Here is a 16,278-nt window from a genome sequence, read left to right on the forward strand (position 1 = left end):
ACAGTACGTGCAGCGGCCACCGGCCGGGCCGGTGGTCGCGATCCGGGTGACCGGCTGGTCGGCATGGTCGGCGGCGGACGCGGCAGCCGACCCGGCCGGGTGAGCGCCGACCGGAGGTGTCAGCGGGCCGGGGCGAGGGCGTCGAGCACCTCGTCGGCCCGGCGCAGCGACGCCTGCGCGTCGGCGCGGGGCGAGCCGATCTCCGGATTGAAGTCGAGGCCGACGACACTTCCGTGATGCCGGCTGCCGAGTGCGAACGTCCCGGGTCAGGCGCCGACTCCGCGACCCACCGGATGAAGCAGCCGCCGGATGTCCTTCGACAGCTCGGCTTCCAGGGTCTGAAGTTCTTCGGCGTTCACCGCCTCGCGCAGGGTCGTCATTACCGCGCGGGCGCTCTCGGCGGCCCGCTGGTCATCCACTCCCGCGCGCGCCTGTACCTCGTTGAGGAACTCCGCGAGATCGAGCTGCTCGGCGAAGTCCACCTCCTTGTACAGGTAGCCCCGAAACTCCTCAGGGAGTTGGGTGGCCAGGTGGCGGGCCTCGCCGCCACTGATTCCTTCCCCCAGCGTCGTGAGCGTGGCTCGGATGGCGTTCGCCGCCTCCGCCGCCGGGATTCCCGCCCGCTTGCCCACCGCTTCCAGAAACTCGGCGTGGTTCACGCGTTCTCCTTCCGGACCGTGCGTCGCGTCCCAGTTCAGTTGGCAGCGTCGTACCCGCGGCTTCTGCCTCAGCTGTGCGCGCTACGAGCCGGGGCGCCGCCCGCCAGCGGCACCCACCGGTTCGACCACCTGGCGGAACTCCTTCGGAAGCTGGGCCATCGCGTTCTCGAAGTCGTCACGGGAAACAGCCTCACGTAGCGTGGTGAGCACCGCGCCGACCCCGACACCGGCGAGGGAGCGGTCGACGGTGTGGCGGTCCGCCACCCGCCGCACGAACTCCTCGAACCCGAACGACTTCGCGTGTTCCGTTCTGCCCTGAAGCGGTGGCGGTTTGCGCAGGAGGTCGTCAAGCCCCTCGGGAAGCTGATAGGCAAGGTCGTCAGCCTTGCCGGCGCTGATCCGGTCTCCCAATGTCTCCAACGTCGCGCGGGTGAGTGTCGCCGCCTGATCGGTCGACACCTTAGCCCGCGTGGCCACTGCATTGATGAAGTCCTCGTATTCCACCTGATTCCCCTCTCCGGCCTGATCGCCGTCGAACCGCCAGTTACGAGCCTCTGACCCCAATGTGCTGCAGTTCGGTTCGTGATCCTCGCCTGGTTGTCGCGCAGCGAAGTGGTACCTCGACAGCCTTCCGGGACGGGGGGTGACCCTGCCTCATCCCGATCGGGCGAATCGTCAACTGCAACGCGGAGCAGGCAGCGCCGGCCGCCGGCATCAGCAGGTTGAGACCCGATGGCGTACGTTCTGGTCGTCTTCGGCAGAGACGGTGGTCTCCGCCGGGTCCGGTCTGCGGCAGCACCAGCAACCGCCGGCCGACCACCCGGGCCAGGCGCTGCGCGGCGGCGACGATCGTCAGGTGGATGACGTACCGCTCGCTCATGCCTCGGGTCCGCGCAGGTCCGACGTACGCGGACTACTCGAACTTCGGAGGTTGGTGCCATGGGAATGATGGTGGCTGCACGGCGGATCGAAGCCGGCACGAGCGAGGTCCGATACGAGTTCGGGTTCGAAGATAGGTTCAATCGGATCCTCATGATCGATCCCAGCACTCTTGAGGCAAGTGTCGAGGACGGCGATTTCAACTCGGCCGCCAGCGCCATCACCGCAAAGATCGTAAGTTCCTGGCGGTCCAGCGGTGAGTTCCCCGCGAGGATGTTCTGCGCCGCTGACAACACGAGCGTGTCGGGACTTCCCGGGTTGCCTAGCTGGCGAACAACGGCGGGTGCAGGGGCCGTCGTGGTCGGCGCGGAGCAGGCAGCGCCGGCCCCGGGCATCAGCAGGTCGCAGAAGATTCGGCTGGTTGCTCGAGGACGACGCGTCCGTGCCGCTCATGTTCACGATCTCGTTCCCGCCGAAGCAGGGATGACCGTTGGAACGGTACGACGTGCGTGAGCTCAAGGCAGCTATTCCGGAGGAATGCCTGGCTGCTGGAGCGGTCGGCGCCATCGTCCACGTGTTCCCACGGCTGTCCTCACTCAGGACAAATCTGCCCTACTGGCTGATGTCCACCTGGAGCACATCTTCATCCGCACGCGGGACGCACCCGAGGCGTCGCCGCCCAGATGACCTCCGTCCTGGGCATGAAGACACCTCCATCGGCCGTAGCAACGGGATCCATCTGAGGCCGCTGGCGTTCGGCGCCGCAGGGGCCGGTGTCGGCTCCGACGCAGTCGCAGCTCGCGGCGGCATCTTGCTACGACGAGCCGAGGTCGCCTGCGACCTTCCCCTCATCGTCGCGTACCCGACTCCAAGGACCCGGACGACCCGGCGCTGACCTTCGCACCGCGGGCATGGTCCGCCTTCACCGCCGCCGCACAGGTTGCTCACTCACCGACCAGTCGTGGCTGTCGTGGCGATCGCCACGTTCGTCAAGCTGCCGGTCCGGTTAGGGTGTGGCGGTTCCGCCGGAGTCAGGAGCATACGTGGGCAGCAATTCGCCGGAGATCGCCAGCGAGCAGACCTTCTTCGACGCGGCGGCCCGGCATCGGGTCCGCCGACGGGACGGGCTGGCCGAGGTGATCGCGGCGGCGGCGCATCCCGGCGCCGCCCTGCACCTGAAGCGGTACGCCGAGAAGGCCGGCGAAATCCTCGGCGACAACGACGAGGCGGTGGCGTTCGGCCGGACCGACGACGAGTCGGACGATGTGCTCTACATCGGCCGGCACGTGGTGCTCAACGATCGCAGCGAGGTGCTGATCGCGAACTGGCAGGCGCCGGCGGCCGCACCCTACTTCGAGGCGACCCATGTCGACCGTCGGGGCCTGGTACGCAAGCGCAGCTACCAGTGCGACGGCAACACGATCCAGGACTTCACCGACGTGCTCTTCGCCCAGCTGGCGGCCGCGATCGACGGGCCTGACCAGCGCCTGCTCGACGAACTGGCCCGGGCGCGTACCGGCGAGATGCGCGACATCGTGGCGACGATCCAGGCGGCCCAGTTCGAGCTGATCCGGGCGCCGATGGAGCAGGTGCTGGTGATCGAGGGCGGGCCGGGCACCGGCAAGACAGCGGTCGCCCTGCACCGCGTCTCCTGGCTGCTCTTCAACAACCCCGACCTCGTACCGGAGGACGTGCTGGTGGTCGGACCGAACCCGACCTTCATGCGCTACATCGGCCGGGTGCTGCCCGATCTGGGCGACGCCGAGGTGTTGATGCGTGACATCGCCCGACTGGCACCCGACGTGCGCCGGGGCCGGACCGAGCCGGCCAAGGTGAGCCGGCTCAAGGGCGAGGCACGGATGGCCGGCCTGCTCTCCCGCGCACTGCGCAGCCGGGTGGGTGTGTCCGAGCCGGCCGAACGGCTCCTGCTGGGCGGGCGGTTCGTCACCGTGCCCGGGACGGAACTGGCCGAGGCGATGGCGGTGGCGAGCGCGGCCAAGCTGCCGTACTCCCAGCAGCGGCGCCTCTTCTCAGACCGGGTGAGTCACCTGGTAGGTCAGCGCGCCGGCGTCGAAACGGCCGGGACGCCGGCGGTGGCGAATCTCGTCGAGCGGCTGTGGCCGCAGCAGTCGGCGGCGGCGTTCCTGCGCGACCTGTTCGGCTCGCGGGCGCGGCTGAGCGCCGCGGCCGGCACGGAGTTCACCGTTGAGGAGGTCGGCCAGTTGCACCGCCAGGGCGCGGACCGGCTCTCCGAGGAGGTGTGGTCCGCAGCGGACCTGCCGCTCCTCGACGAGCTGGAACAGCTCATCGACGGTCCGAAACGCCAGTACGCGCACGTGGTGATCGACGAGGCACAGGACCTGTCCCCGATGCAGCTGCGGGTCATCGGCCGCCGCTGCGCGGGCGGCTCACTCACCCTGGTGGGTGATCTCGCTCAGTCCACCGGCTCGTGGGCCCGTGATGACTGGGCCGAGGTGACCGATCACCTGCCTGCGGTCCATCCCGTGGTGATCGCCCCGCTGCGGTACGGCTACCGGGTGCCCGCACAGGCGTACCGGCTCGCCGCCCGGGTGCTGCCGGTGGCCGCTGCCGGCGTGACGCCTCCGGAGGTGGTGCGGACGGGTCCGGCCGAGCCCGAGATCCACCGGGTTTCGCTGACCGAGCGGGCCGGGCGGGTGGTCGCTTTGGCCGCCGCTCACGTCGACAAGGGTGCCTTCGTCGGGATCGTCTGCCCGGCACGCTGTCGCCGCGAGGTGGAGGCGGCGCTGGCTGACAACGGCGTCGGCTGGAGCAGCGCGCAACGCGGTGAGCTGGGCGGCTCGGTCAACCTGGTGAGTCCGCAGGAGGCGAAAGGGCTGGAGTTCGACGCAGTAGTCGTGGTCGAGCCGGAACAGATCGTGGCCGAGGACGATCGCGGGCACCGGCTGCTCTACGTGGCCTTGACCCGTACCACGGCATATCTGGACATCGTCTGTGTCGCCGATCCGCTGCCGTTGACCGTGCCGCCGCAGCGGAGGCCACCGGCTGCGGACGAGGGGCCAGCACTGTTCACCGACCGAGCGCTCCGCCGGCTCGCCGACCATCTCGCCGGCCAGGTGCGCGGCGCGGCGCCGCGCGCGTCGTGGGGTGCGGTCCTTGACGAGGTACGCCGAGTGCTGGACGCGACGGACTGACCCGGCTCTGCGATCAGCCGCGCGTCGGCGCCGGCCTGCTGATCGCCGAGGAGTCGAGCCGGCGCCCGACCGTCCACTGCACGATGTCGCGCCGCACGTCGGCCTTGGTCGCCCGGCTCGGCACGGCGATGCCGAGGTTCTTGGCGAGCCCCTTGAGCTGCGGCACGGTCATCCGCAGGTCGTCAAGGTAGCGCCCGGCGGCCGCCCGGTCGTCGATCGCGGCCAGATCAGCGCGGACCCTCTCCGGCTCCACCGCCGGCGCCGCCGCGGCCTTCGCCGTACCCCTGCTCTCGGGCGCCACCGACGGCCGCGCCGGCCGATCGGACGTCGCGCCGGTCGCCGCGAGCTGAAGCCGGGCGGACCCGTCGGCCAGCGCGGCCAGTTGGTCCGCCGGAAGGGTACGGAGGAACTCCGCCACCCGCACAAGTACGGCGTGGCTGAGGTCGGCTGGGCTGGTCACGGGTGCTCCTAGTTCCGGATCCGGGCGAGAAACTCGCTGGCGAGCTGCTGCAGCTCGTACTGGACGGTGGGGTTCGCGTTCGGCAGGAGGACGGCGGGTATTCCGTGCTCGCCGGCGGGGGCGAAGAGGGTCTTGTTGTCCCGGATCATCTGCCGGAACACCGGCAGCTCGACGCTGCTGGGCTGGTCGATAAAGTTGCGCTGGGCGATGATCGGCCCGGTGCCGGCGTACTGGATCATCGTGAGAACCACACCGAGAATGGTGGGATTGATCTGCGGAACGACGCCGCCCGCGACCCGGTTGTAGTCCCGCACCAGTTCGGAGAGCTTCTTGCGGAGATAGTCGATGCCGAGCGTGGAAAGGTAATCCGCCTTGGCCGGGATCAGGACGTGATCGCTGGCGACGATCCCGGTCCGGGTGACCATCGTGAAGTTGGGCGGGCAGTCGATCAGGATGGCGTCGTACGCCTGGAAGGCCTTTCCGTCGAGCGCGTCGGCCAGCGCTCGGTGCAGCGGCAGATAGCGCGGACTTCCGTGCTGAAACCGGGAGCCGCCCAACTGGTAGGCGAAATCCAGGTCGGCGTCGACCAGCATGAGGTGCGACGGGACCAGGTCGAGCCGGCCCGAGCCGCTGCGGGCGATCACGTCGTTCACGGCGGGCGGGGTCACCACGTACGGATCAAGCGGCTGGGAGCCGCCGTTGCCGAGCACGTCGCCGAACCACTGGAGGATGGTGCGCTCGTCGGCGAGTTCCTGCTCCCATTGATGCGGCTGGTAGAAGGAGAACGTCAGGCTCGCCTGCGGGTCCAGGTCGATCAGGAGTACGGTGAGGCCGCGCGTCGCCAGCTCCGCCCCGATGTTCGCCGTCAACGTCGTCTTGCCTACGCCGCCCTTGTAGTTGATGACGGAGACCACGCTCCCGGGCTGACGCATGGGCAGCAGCATGCCACGCGCTCCGCCACGATTCCCACCGGGCTATCGCACCGCCGCTCGCCTGCGAGCTACCAGTCCCGCGCCCAGTCCGGTGGTGGCACCACGGCCAACTGCGGCTCACCACTGATGGGCTCCCACGCGTGGACGATGCGGAGGTCCCCGTCGGTCGCCGCGTCCTCGTCGATGGTGACCCGCCCGCTGCTTCCGTCCGCGCTGACCAGCAGCCAATGGCCGGGAAAGAGGCTGCCGTCGTCGACCAGGGCCCGCACCGCGAAGGTGCGGGCCAGGGCGACGGCGAGATCGCGCTCGGTCAGACCCGTGGCGTCTGCGAGCTCGGTGTCACCGCTGAGGATCGAGCCGAAGCCCTCATCCTCGTCGGGCGGCGTCAGCATGGCGGCCGGTCGGGCATCATCCACCGCTCGGTCCCGGATCCGCCCGACGTAGAGGGAATCCGGAGCGATGCCGTACTCCTGATGAAGGAAGCGACGCAGAGCCTCCGCGGGCAGTTCCCTCTCGAAGTGGATCTCGTACCGCAAACCCCACCCCTGACAGCTCTTCTCATCGAGCGCCATGGCAGGCGCGCTGCACTCCTCCACCGCCCGGACCTGTGAGATCCCATCCGGTCAACCGTCGGAGATACCCGCACCCGTGGGACTTGTCCATAGCGGATTATGGGCGACAGTCCTCATAGGCTACGGGAACGCCTCGGCGGCTCGCCCTTGCTAAGCTCCGCCATCCACGATCCTCGCGGGGAGGGATCATGGACGCCGGCGTTGCGGGCGGTGGCGGTTTGCTGGACCCGGACGGTGCCATGGACCGACTGGCGGCCTGGAAGGGGCGGATCGACAAGGCGGCGGCCGACACCAAGGCCATGAGCGACCGCCTTCAGCAACTGCGGGTGACCGCGGTCGACAGCAACGGGCTGGTCGAGGTCACCATCGATTCCGCTGGTGCGCTGGTAGACCTGCGGCTGGGCCGGCAGATCCAGCGGGTTGCACCTGATGTCGTCGCGAGGACGATCATGGACACGATTCGTGAGGCGAAGGTGAACCTGGCCGCCCGGTCGCAGGAGATCATCGCGGAGACCATGGGGACCGAGTCGACGGCAGCGCGCGCGATCGCCGAACGAGTCGGGCATCAGTTCCGCGGCCCGGATCCGGTCGCGGACAGCACCGACACCGACCGAAGCTGGTGATCAGGCTGATGGGCGACGGATTCGCGGTCGACGCGGAGCAGATCCGCACGCACGCTCACCACATCGAGGCGCTGAAGGCGCGCTTTGGGGTGGTCAAGGCCGCCAGCGCGCAGGTCAGGCAGGACGACGCGGAGTACGGGCTGCTGTGCGGCTGGATCTCCGGGGTCCTCGAGAGCAAGCACGTCCGGCAGGACGAGCTGATCGCCTACGTCGAGGAGAACCTGCAGCTGGCTGTCGAGGGACTTCGCCGGACGGCCGAGAGCTACAACTCGGTCGACGACGATGCCGCCACCCTGATCAGCAGAGCGGGAAGCCGGTTGGACGGGTGAGGACGGCGCGATGACCGACGCGTCACTCGTCGCCGACGTGACGTCGACCCGGGAGGTCTGGACGGGCTCCTCCCTCGCCGACGGCTTCGAGGGTCTGGTCGACGCGATCAGGAGTGAGGGCTGGGTCGACGATCTGCTCGCCGGCGCCGCGTTCGGGCTCGACGTCGTGGCCACCGTGATCGACCCGTTCAGCGCGCTGCTGGCCAACGGGCTGGGCTGGGCGATGGAGTACTTCGAGCCGCTGCGGCAGATCCTCGACGACCTCACCGGAATGCCCGACGTGGTGGCCTCGCACGCCGCCACCTGGGACAACATGGCCGGCGAACTGCAGCGCATGGCCGCCGACCTGCGGTCGCGTCTCGACGGGGACCTGCCCGACTGGCAGGGGCAGGCCGCCGAGGCGTACCAGGGGTTGATGGGCCACAACGTCGAGGCCATGAGCGGGCTCGGGGCGGTTTCCACCGCGATGGCGGTGGCCACCCAGGCTGCCGGGCGCCTGGTGGCCTTCACCCGCGACATCGTGTGCGACCTCATCGCCGACCTGGTGGCACGGGTGGTCGTCTGGGCGGTCGAGGCCATCTTCGTCGTCACGATCCCGGTGATCGCCGCGCAGATCGCGGCGGCCGTCGTCAAATGGGCCGCGCGCATCCTCACCTACGTCACCGCACTGGTCACCAGCCTGACCAACCTCTCCCGGCTCATCAACGGATAAGGCGTTCATGGCGAAACCAAAGACGCCCGGCGGCGCGGACGGTGGTGACGGCACCACCGGGGGGCCATCGAGGAGCCATGGCGGCATCGACGCGAGCAACGGCATCTCGAGCGCGCACCAGGCCATTGCCCAGGCCGCGCAGTCGGGCCGCCCCGGGGGTACCGGCCAGGGATCCAACAGCCCCACCACGCCGACGGTGCCCGGCAGGACCACCCCACCGACCGCGCCGCCCGCGGCGGGCGACATCCACCACAGTGCGACGTCGAGAAAGCACATCATCGAGGGCGACGGCGGCCGGCAGGGTGGCCACCTCGCGGGCACCGGCTTCTCGAAGAAGACCGAGTTCCCCAAGGACTGGGACGAGGCGAGGATCCTCGATGCGACGCACCAGGTGACACAGCAAGGCCCGCCGGCGAAGGGCCCGTACCTGACCCAGGACGCCGACGGCAATCCGGCGTGGGCATACGACTACAGAGGCGTGGTCGACGGTGTCGAGGTCAAGACGATCGTGCTCGCCGGCGGCGAGGTGCGCACCGCCTTCCCGACCGACCCCGACGACCCGGGCGTCATCACCAACCCGACCGCGCCGAACCCCGCTCCGAAGGGCGTGCCGATAGGCAACCCGCCCCGTTACAGTCACCCCGATGTGGGTGGTGACGGCAGTTGGACGTGGGAAGGTCCGAAGGGCAACAAGATCATTAGAGTGGTCCAGGACGCTCAGGGGAACGTCACCACAACAGTGCTCGGCGACTACAGGAAGAAATGAGCGCCATGGACGAGAAGACCTACGCGGCGGTCACCGACATGTGCGCACGGCTCGCGGGCCGGCTGTCCGACGACACCCTGGGTGCCCTACGCGATCAGTACGCCGCGGGTGAGTGGGACCTGGCCGACGCGACACTCCTGCTCAACCTGGCGTACGAGGTCGTCGCCATCAGCCCCGAGGAACGGGACCTGATCCGTTCCTTCCTCGGCGACCCCGACGACCCCGCCCTGCTCAACGTGCCGGTCATCGCCGAGGTGCCCCCACCGCCGTACCGGTTCAGCCCGACCGGCCCCGCGAACGCCCCCGACCCGACCCGGGCGGACACGTTCCTGTCCACCGAAGCCCCGCGGCGCCGGGGTCACAGCCTGCATCGCGCCTGGCGGGACCCCTTCGACGGCGCCCCGGACGGAGCGACGTGGTTGTACGTGCTGCGGGTGGCCGACGGCACGGACGAACTCAAGATGCACTCCGGCCTGACCTCCAAGCTGTGGACCTCCCTACGGGAGAAGTGGCAACTTGAGGTCGTCGCCGACAGTTCACCGCTTACGCCGTACCAGGCCGCCGCGCTGACCGCCGCACACCCGGTCTGGGCCGCCTGATCCCAAGGTCGAGGGTGAGTGGGCAGTCGGCGCTTCGGAAGTGTGGATCTCACGGTGTTTCCGGCCTGACCCACCGGGGGTTGTGCCGGCTGATGACTTGCCGTGATGACCGCGAGACTGAACGACGTGACCGGACGGATGAAGCGGCCTGAGCCGCAATCAACCGGCTACCGATCTGCGTATGCGGCGAGCTCACCGGGCCAGGTCTTCCTCGACAACGGGAGCCTGCGCAGTGCGAAGGACGGGCGGCCCTACGACACGTCCGGCGCGGGCACCATCCTCAGTGGCGACCGCCGAGCGATCTTCGTGATGGACCGGAACGGCAACGTCTACGCGTCCACGTACCAGAAGGTCGGCGACCTCCACCACTCGGCGCTCGGCGGTCTATGTTCTTGCCGGCTCGCTGAGTGGCGACGCAACGGGTCCCATTGCTCCACCCAGATGTGCGCTCTCCGACCGTCCTCCCTGCAACGAGGAAGATCATCTGGGTGGCAGAATGCCGCTCATGATCTCCCCTGACCCCGATGCCGTTCCCACACCAACCCGCCGGCTCGTCTACGGGCACGCTCAGTTGCACGACTGCCTCGCCTTCGCTGACGCCGACACCGCCGCCGAGGAGGCGGCGGAGATCGAGGCGATCGCTGCGGCGCGCACCTGGGGTGAGGCGCGACGGCTGGACACCCGCCACATCGGCAACCCGGTACGCGACGGCGACGAGGACGACGAGGCCCGCTCGCCGTCCGACGACGCCGCCTTCGACCTCAACGACGTCCCGTCGGTGCGGGAGGGCGACTGGCCGCCGATGGTGACCGCCCGGGCGCTCGAGCTGCTGCCCAGTGACCTGCTGGCCCGCTACGCCGGTGCGGCGAACACCGTCTTCAACGGCCCGTACGCCGAGATCCCGGTGGCCCGGGAGGCGGAGCTGGTGGCCGAGCTGCGCGCGCGTCAGCTCGAGGTGACCCGGGACGATCACCTGATCAACCTCCTGGACGGTCGCGGCTTCAGCCCTCTCGCCTGATGGCGTCGGCCGCGCCCGGCCTCGGCACGGCGCGGCCTCAGAGATGTCCCCAGGCGAGCTGCCGCTCCTGACCGGCACGGCCCCGGCTCTGCCGGTTCCTCGGGTTGTCGCAGATTAGGCAGCCGTAGCCGACGGTGGGCTGACCACGCCGTCCCACCTCGAACCGGACGAGGGTGCGCGAGCAGCGGCCGCAGTCGTCGCCGAGTTGCCCGCTGCCGGGAGCGATGCGGGGACGCCGCCGCTGGGCCCGGCGTACCGCGTCGGCGAAGGCCGGGTGCCGGGTCCGCAGCACCACGCCCGCGCAGGGCGTCGAGGGCGGCGATGACCGCCTGACGGGTGTCCGGCCACCGCTGACGCGGACGACGGAACCACTGTCGAGCCGGCACCGGTGAGCCGGCCCACCGCGTCGTGCAACGCCGAGCGCCCCAGGATCCAGCCCAGCTCGGCCACAAAGTCGGTCTGCCCGAACAGTACACCGAAGGTGTATCCGCCCAGGCCTGCCGCGTACCGCTGGACCGTCTCCACCGGCACCCCCGCGAGCCAGTCGCTCCACTCCACGTACGCCTGCCGTAGCTCTTCGAACTGCTCGACGAGTTCGCCGTCCGGCTCGGTCCGGCGGTCGAGACCGCTGCGCAGCGCCACGAGCCCGATGGTGGCGAGGGCCGCCTGCTCGTCGTCCAGGCTCTCCTCCTGGTCGGTCATCCACAGTTGCAGCACGACCCAATAGAGGAGGTCGGACCAGTCGGTTGAAGCCTCTCCCTGGATGAGCATCAGCTCATGAACCTGCCCTCGCGATACCACCTTAGGAGATCCACCAGTTTCGTGCGGACGGGGAAATCCCTCACGTCCTGGGCGACGCCGATTAGCTGCTCGCGAAAGTCTTCGTGTGCGCCCATCGCCGGATCCTCTGAGGTGCCCTTGGCGTAGAGGACGAAGAAGGTTGCCGGACGGCGGTCGACCTTAGGCCGGATCACCCGGCCCATACGCTGGATCATCTGGCGTTTACTCCGGCTCCCCGCCATGATCACACCGACCTCTGCCTGCGGGACATCAACCCCCTCGTCCAGGACCCGCGGGGCAGTCAACACCTTCACCTGCCCGTGTTTGAAGGCCGCAAGCCGATGCTTGCGATCCTTGTGGCGCAGGGCACTGGTGAAATCCAGGGCGGGGACGCCGTTGCGGCAGAGCACTGCCGCCGCTTCTTCGGCGCTGGCCGTGGTCTCGCCGAACACCAGCCCTTGGTTGGCAACCGCCAGGACCGGTGCCAGGGACGCGAGAGCTTCCTGCTTGCGGCCACAGTCTGCCAACAACTGACGCCGCTTACTGAACGCATGCAGGTACCGCCGGGCGTCCGCCGTAGCACTGGCGTTTCCGTGGCCCCCTTGACTCAGCTCATTGACGTGGGCCATGAACTCACCGAACGGCTCGCCGGGGCAGCCGTAATCGAGGATCAGCCGACCACGTAGGGCCCTGGCCCGCTCGTCGTAAAAATCGTACTGCTCGCGTTCATCCGGGGTGAGTTCGGTGCCGAGGAAGCCCACGCGAAAAGGCGCAAGGATCTCGTCGGCCAGACCACGCTGGTAGCTGCAGCCCATGACCACGTCGCCGAAGTAGGGCTCAAGGAACTCCTGCAGACCGTCGTCTTCACGCGCATACGTCGCCGTCAGCCCCAGTCGGGCACCGAACTCTGGCTCGAGGGCCATGGCAAACGTCTTGGCCCCGTACCGGTGCACCTCATCGGCTATGAGCAGTCCAGCCGATCCCGGCCGCAGCATCTGGTGCCTGCGTGCGGAGTGCACGATGGCTACTAGCACGGGGTGGTCGTCGAACGAGTCCTTGTGGCCGTCACCGAATCGTCCGACACGAGTGACCCGAAGGTCACGGCGCAACACCTCGTACCACTGGTCGAGCAGTTCCCGCCCAGGCACGAGCACCAGCACCTTCTCACCGGCGTCCACCGCCGCTGCTGCTGCAAGGACCCCAACGGTGGTTTTGCCCGTCCCAGTGACGGCCTCCACGACGCCACGTCGGCCGCCGGCCTGCCACTCGGCGAACGCCTCGGCCTGCCAGGCACGAGGAGCCTTGCCGACGTAGCACCGCGGGCTTGGCGCCGCTGCAGTAGTCGAAAGCGTCAGGCGGTAATGCGGCGCTTGATCGGTGAGGCGCCAGATCCGAGGAGTGCCGCCGTCATGAGCGAAGGTCTCCTGGCTGGCGTACAACAGCCGGTTGACGTCCGTCGTACTCACGTCGAGCAGGCCCATGCGCTGCAGCCCCGTCACCAGCTGCCGCTTGTGTTGGCCGGGCCGCTCCGCCAGTAGCTGCCACAGCGCCAACCACGTTCGCTCCCGCTGCACCCGTTGCCCTCTCGTCAACAGTTCATCACTCCCGTGGTCGCCAAGCCGTCGTCCAGCCACAGGCGCACCTCGGGGTTTGGTCAGTTCGACGGACCGCGGTGTGTGAAGCCGCGGGCCAGCACAATGCGACGCAACTGGCGTACGCCGAGTTCGAAGTCCTCGACATCGCTCGGCTCGACGTCTGGGCCCAGTGCGACATAGGCAGCCAATGCCTCGTCGAGTGCCTCCAGCACGGCAGTTTCGGCGCAGGCAGTGTCGTCACTGCTGTCTGCCGTCGCCAGTGGGGAGGCCCACGGGCTCCCCAGCTCCTGGGACGCGGAGTCGGCGAATATGAGCCACTCGGCCTGCCCGGGCGTGATACCCAACTCGTCGGCCCATCCGGTCAGCAGCACCAGGTATCGGCGGTAGTGCCCAACCTGCCAGTTCAAGCTCACCGAGCAGGCGGCATGCCGCCACAGCCAGCGCTGTACCAGACGGTCGAGCACCAGCGCCGGCGCCTCGTTACCGCTGCAGAAGAAGAGGTACTTGGTCGCGAAGGCGACGCCGAGGTAGCGCAGCCGGTTGGCCTTCAGCCAGGCCAATGCCTCAGCACCGCCGTCCCGGCGGACTCGCAGCGCCGCCTCGAGGAGAACGCCTGGTGCATCAGGGTTCTCGCGCAGGACCCGGGCCGTCCGGAACGCGCCATATCCGATCGGCCCGTAGCCCCACACCATCGCGCTGACGAACGCTTGGACCGCCTCGGCCTCGCTCTCGCCGGCGCGGCGCCCTCGCTCCGCCACGACGTCGCGATCGATCTGGTCCGGTAGTTCGGCGAGAAGGTCATGATGGTCCGGCAGCGTTGCCTGCCACGTGGACCGGTTCCACCTCATAGCGCGCTGAGGTTGCCGTCCTGCGGCGTCCCAGCTCACGAACAGGTCCCGTAGGCGATCCGGGAGGGGAAGGGCAGAGTCGTCCGTGGTCACGTCATGCTCCAGTCGTCCGGGAGGCGGGCCGGGTGGCCCAAGGACCAACGTCAAGTCAGGTCGTCCAGGTCAGCGGTGGGCGGCCGAGAAGGACAGGAACGGACTGGGCGCGCCGCTCCACGACACGTACAGCGCTTCCCGGGCGCGGGTGCTGGCGACGAAGAGCAGACAGCGCTCCCGGAGCAGGTCGCTGTCGTGCTGCACGTGATCGACCTCGCTGGGCGTGATCTCCTTGGCAAAGGGCACCGCCTTGGCCGTGGCCCCCACCACCGCGACGCAGCGGAACTCCAGACCCTTCATCGCGTGCATGGTGGCGAGCCGCACCCCTTCGACGTCCGGGCCGGGCTGGTCCCGGACCCAGACGGCCGGCACGCCGGCGGCGGTCAACTCGTCGTACACGCTGCGCAGCGTCGTGGTGAACCGAGCGCAGACGGCGATCTCGCCGGGCCCGACGCCCTGTTCCTGCCACTCCCCCACCCGCTTGATGAGGGCCGCGACCTCGGCCTGCGACGTCGGATGCCCCTGGGCATGCGGGCGCTTGCCGTGCAGCAGCGAGCGGTATCCGGCGAGGCTGTCATCACCCTCGCCACCGAGGTCCTCAACCCGCGACCCGACGAGCACGCCGGCCGACCAGGTGAGGATCTCCTCAGTGCTGCGGTAGTTGACTCGAAGGCGACTGCTCCGCCCGGTGACGGAAATGCCGAGGGCGTTCAGCGAAACCCGAGAGTCGTAGATTCGCTGGTGCGGGTCGCCGGTGATGAAGAGGTCGTCCGGGCCGGGCACCACCGCGGCCCGCAGCACCCGCCACTGCGCGGGATGCAGGTCCTGCGCCTCGTCCACGACGACGTGGTCGTACCCGTGGACGGTGAGGTCGGCGGCGCCGAGCAGCTGCGCCGCACGCGCGCAGATCTGCAGGTGGGTGGCGGTGCCAGCCGCTGAAAGTTCCTTCTGGAACATGTCCACGGCGTCCCACACCTGGTCGCGCTGCCTCGGGCCGAGCGCCGACCCTCGGCCGCGGCGACTGGCCGCGCGGTACTCCTCCCGGCTCTGCACATTGTGCGCGAGGACCACGTGCCGGAACTCCTGGGCAAGGAACTGCTCGGTCCAGGGCAGCCTCAGCCTCCCGCACACCCGCCGCCAGACCTGCCGCTCGTCCACGTCGCCGATCGGGGTCGGCACCCGTCCGACGAGGGCCCGCACGGTGCGGTGCGCGACGGCGTTCACCGTCGTCACCTCCACCCGCGCCAACTGCTCCTCGTCGTCGAGGAGCAGCGCCAGGTTCTCCCGCAGGGTCGCGGCCAGGGCATTGGTGTACGTGGTGAGCAGGATGCGGCTGTCAGGTGTACGGGAGAGCAGGTGCCTGACCCGGTGCAGAGCGACCACCGTCTTCCCGGTGCCGGGCCCCCCTGTCACCTGGGCTGGCCCGTTGTAGGAGACCCGGTAGGCGACGCGGCGCTGCGACGGGTGGAGGAAGACGCGCCAGGCGGCGAAGGGTTTGTCGAGGACCTCGGCGAGTTCGTCCGGCCGGGTCACCAGGGTGATGCGGTTGGCGGTGTTGGCGATTGCGACGGCCAGGCTCTCGCTCAGCTCCGGCGTCGCGTCCGCCGGCCGGCGCTCGGCGACGACGTCGCGGTAGACCTCGTCGGGCGTGAAGCCCTCGGCGAGGTACTGCAGCACCTCGAACTGGTCTTCGGGCAGCAGCGTGCCGAAGGCGTCCAGCTGGGGCTTGTCGATGATGGTGCGTACGGCGCGCAGCACCTGGTCGTCGATGCCGAGGTCAAGCAGCACTGTGTCGGAATAGCGGGCGAAGAGCAGCGTCGGCGCCTCCGCCGCGGCCTTCTCCAGCGTTGGTGTGAGCTGCTCGATGGCGACGACGTTGCGGACCTCCAGCGCCCGCGTCGCCGTGTTCACCGTGTAGAGCCGCTTCGCGGCCCAGGTGTACGCGTCGTCGTGCCGCACGACGTTGAGCAGCAGGAAGGTGTCGCTGCCGTCGTCGGGCGCCAGCACCACGCCCCGCCAAAAGTCGTTGATGCGGATGGTGCGCATTCGCGGGTCACGGGCGTTGTTCACCGACTCCAGGTGCAGGCCCTTGTCGGCGTGCAGCTCGGCGATGCTGAGCTGCTGGAACTTGTCCATCGCCTTACGTACGCCGGCCTTGACCGGCTTTTCCAGGACGTCGAAGCTCTGCCAGAAGCTGTTAGCGAAGGCGAGCTGGGGCACGAAGGGTCTCCAACGGGTGG

General features: G+C 69.1%; 18 protein-coding genes and 1 pseudogene. 9 read left to right on the plus strand and 10 right to left on the minus strand.

Features of this window, described 5'->3' with window-relative positions; all coding sequences use genetic code 11:
- Positions 1-266: 266 nt before the first annotated feature.
- The 3 genes and pseudogenes from V6U79_RS25635 to V6U79_RS25645 form a co-directional block, all read right to left on the minus strand.
- Positions 267-659, minus strand: coding sequence for a DUF2267 domain-containing protein (locus V6U79_RS25635; protein WP_334616088.1), 393 nt, complete (start codon positions 657-659; stop codon positions 267-269).
- An 81-nt stretch (positions 660-740) separates the two neighbouring features.
- Positions 741-1,163 (minus strand): DUF2267 domain-containing protein, encoded by a 423-nt coding sequence (locus V6U79_RS25640; RefSeq protein ID WP_334616090.1) that lies wholly within the window; start codon positions 1,161-1,163, stop codon positions 741-743.
- Between the two features lie 143 nt (positions 1,164-1,306).
- Positions 1,307-1,539, minus strand: a pseudogene (locus tag V6U79_RS25645) (hypothetical protein); the annotation flags it as partial.
- 59 nt (positions 1,540-1,598) lie between these two features.
- Between V6U79_RS25645 and V6U79_RS25650 the strand changes: the two are divergent.
- The 3 genes from V6U79_RS25650 (at position 1,599) to V6U79_RS25660 (ending at position 4,711) form a co-directional block, all read left to right on the plus strand.
- A complete protein-coding gene (locus V6U79_RS25650; RefSeq protein WP_334616091.1) occupies positions 1,599-2,051 on the plus strand; it encodes a hypothetical protein in 453 nt (150 codons plus the stop codon).
- 321 nt (positions 2,052-2,372) lie between these two features.
- Positions 2,373-2,678 (plus strand): DUF397 domain-containing protein, encoded by a 306-nt coding sequence (locus tag V6U79_RS25655; RefSeq protein WP_442933822.1) that lies wholly within the window; start codon positions 2,373-2,375, stop codon positions 2,676-2,678.
- Positions 2,582-4,711 (plus strand): HelD family protein, encoded by a 2,130-nt coding sequence (locus V6U79_RS25660; protein WP_334616092.1) that lies wholly within the window; start codon positions 2,582-2,584, stop codon positions 4,709-4,711. Before V6U79_RS25655 ends, V6U79_RS25660 begins: the two co-directional genes overlap by 97 nt.
- A gap of 13 nt (positions 4,712-4,724) precedes the next feature.
- Here V6U79_RS25660 and V6U79_RS25665 read toward each other — a convergent pair whose 3' ends face one another.
- The 3 genes from V6U79_RS25665 to V6U79_RS25675 all read right to left on the minus strand — a co-directional run bounded on the left by V6U79_RS25665 (position 4,725) and on the right by V6U79_RS25675 (position 6,675).
- Positions 4,725-5,171, minus strand: a complete 447-nt coding sequence (locus V6U79_RS25665) for a hypothetical protein (RefSeq protein ID WP_334616093.1) — start codon at positions 5,169-5,171, stop codon at positions 4,725-4,727.
- Positions 5,172-5,179: 8 nt separating this feature from the next.
- Positions 5,180-6,103, minus strand: coding sequence for a ParA family protein (locus tag V6U79_RS25670; protein ID WP_334616094.1), 924 nt, complete (start codon positions 6,101-6,103; stop codon positions 5,180-5,182).
- Positions 6,104-6,171: 68 nt separating this feature from the next.
- Entirely contained in the window at positions 6,172-6,675 is a 504-nt protein-coding gene (locus tag V6U79_RS25675; RefSeq protein WP_334616095.1) for a hypothetical protein, read from the minus strand.
- 188 nt (positions 6,676-6,863) lie between these two features.
- Between V6U79_RS25675 and V6U79_RS25680 the strand changes: the two genes are divergently transcribed.
- The 6 genes from V6U79_RS25680 to V6U79_RS25705 all read left to right on the plus strand — a co-directional run bounded on the left by V6U79_RS25680 (position 6,864) and on the right by V6U79_RS25705 (position 10,722).
- Positions 6,864-7,298, plus strand: coding sequence for a YbaB/EbfC family nucleoid-associated protein (locus V6U79_RS25680; RefSeq protein ID WP_334616096.1), 435 nt, complete (start codon positions 6,864-6,866; stop codon positions 7,296-7,298).
- A gap of 8 nt (positions 7,299-7,306) precedes the next feature.
- Positions 7,307-7,627: a hypothetical protein gene (locus V6U79_RS25685; protein ID WP_334616098.1), complete on the plus strand. Its 321-nt coding sequence runs from the start codon at positions 7,307-7,309 to the stop codon at positions 7,625-7,627.
- A 10-nt stretch (positions 7,628-7,637) separates the two neighbouring features.
- A complete protein-coding gene (locus V6U79_RS25690; protein WP_334616099.1) occupies positions 7,638-8,339 on the plus strand; it encodes a WXG100 family type VII secretion target in 702 nt (233 codons plus the stop codon).
- A 7-nt stretch (positions 8,340-8,346) separates the two neighbouring features.
- Positions 8,347-9,105 (plus strand): EndoU domain-containing protein, encoded by a 759-nt coding sequence (locus tag V6U79_RS25695; RefSeq protein ID WP_334616100.1) that lies wholly within the window; start codon positions 8,347-8,349, stop codon positions 9,103-9,105.
- A gap of 5 nt (positions 9,106-9,110) precedes the next feature.
- A complete protein-coding gene (locus V6U79_RS25700; protein WP_334616102.1) occupies positions 9,111-9,704 on the plus strand; it encodes a hypothetical protein in 594 nt (197 codons plus the stop codon).
- A gap of 505 nt (positions 9,705-10,209) precedes the next feature.
- The gene (locus tag V6U79_RS25705; RefSeq protein ID WP_334616104.1) at positions 10,210-10,722 is read left to right on the plus strand and encodes a hypothetical protein; all 513 of its coding nucleotides are present in this window, start codon (positions 10,210-10,212) and stop codon (positions 10,720-10,722) included.
- Positions 10,723-10,836: 114 nt separating this feature from the next.
- Here the strand turns inward: V6U79_RS25705 and V6U79_RS25710 are convergent, their stop codons facing one another.
- From V6U79_RS25710 to V6U79_RS25725, 4 genes are all read right to left on the minus strand, one after another.
- The gene (locus V6U79_RS25710) at positions 10,837-11,493 is read right to left on the minus strand and encodes a hypothetical protein (protein ID WP_334616106.1); all 657 of its coding nucleotides are present in this window, start codon (positions 11,491-11,493) and stop codon (positions 10,837-10,839) included.
- Positions 11,493-13,055, minus strand: coding sequence for a DEAD/DEAH box helicase (locus tag V6U79_RS25715; RefSeq protein ID WP_334616108.1), 1,563 nt, complete (start codon positions 13,053-13,055; stop codon positions 11,493-11,495). Before V6U79_RS25715 ends, V6U79_RS25710 begins: the two co-directional genes overlap by 1 nt.
- A gap of 101 nt (positions 13,056-13,156) precedes the next feature.
- Entirely contained in the window at positions 13,157-14,038 is an 882-nt protein-coding gene (locus V6U79_RS25720) for an 8-oxoguanine DNA glycosylase OGG fold protein (protein WP_334616109.1), read from the minus strand.
- A gap of 69 nt (positions 14,039-14,107) precedes the next feature.
- Positions 14,108-16,258, minus strand: coding sequence for a UvrD-helicase domain-containing protein (locus V6U79_RS25725; RefSeq protein ID WP_334616110.1), 2,151 nt, complete (start codon positions 16,256-16,258; stop codon positions 14,108-14,110).
- Between the last annotated feature and the right edge of the window lie 20 nt (positions 16,259-16,278).

It is taken from the genome of Micromonospora psammae (assembly GCF_036902725.1).
Taxonomy (GTDB): Bacteria; Actinomycetota; Actinomycetes; order Mycobacteriales; family Micromonosporaceae; genus Micromonospora.

Bases quoted from the DNA above. Each gene is read 5' to 3' on its own strand.
- V6U79_RS25690 (WP_334616099.1), top strand. From the start codon at position 7,638: ATGACCGACGCGTCACTCGTCGCCGACGTGACGTCGACCCGGGAGGTC.
- V6U79_RS25710 (WP_334616106.1), bottom strand. From the start codon at position 11,493: ATGCTCATCCAGGGAGAGGCTTCAACCGACTGGTCCGACCTCCTCTAT.
- V6U79_RS25675 (WP_334616095.1), bottom strand. From the start codon at position 6,675: ATGGCGCTCGATGAGAAGAGCTGTCAGGGGTGGGGTTTGCGGTACGAG.
- V6U79_RS25650 (WP_334616091.1), top strand. From the start codon at position 1,599: ATGGGAATGATGGTGGCTGCACGGCGGATCGAAGCCGGCACGAGCGAG.
- V6U79_RS25670 (WP_334616094.1), bottom strand. From the start codon at position 6,103: ATGCGTCAGCCCGGGAGCGTGGTCTCCGTCATCAACTACAAGGGCGGC.
- V6U79_RS25680 (WP_334616096.1), top strand. From the start codon at position 6,864: ATGGACGCCGGCGTTGCGGGCGGTGGCGGTTTGCTGGACCCGGACGGT.
- V6U79_RS25705 (WP_334616104.1), top strand. From the start codon at position 10,210: ATGATCTCCCCTGACCCCGATGCCGTTCCCACACCAACCCGCCGGCTC.
- V6U79_RS25695 (WP_334616100.1), top strand. From the start codon at position 8,347: ATGGCGAAACCAAAGACGCCCGGCGGCGCGGACGGTGGTGACGGCACC.
- V6U79_RS25700 (WP_334616102.1), top strand. From the start codon at position 9,111: ATGGACGAGAAGACCTACGCGGCGGTCACCGACATGTGCGCACGGCTC.
- V6U79_RS25685 (WP_334616098.1), top strand. From the start codon at position 7,307: ATGGGCGACGGATTCGCGGTCGACGCGGAGCAGATCCGCACGCACGCT.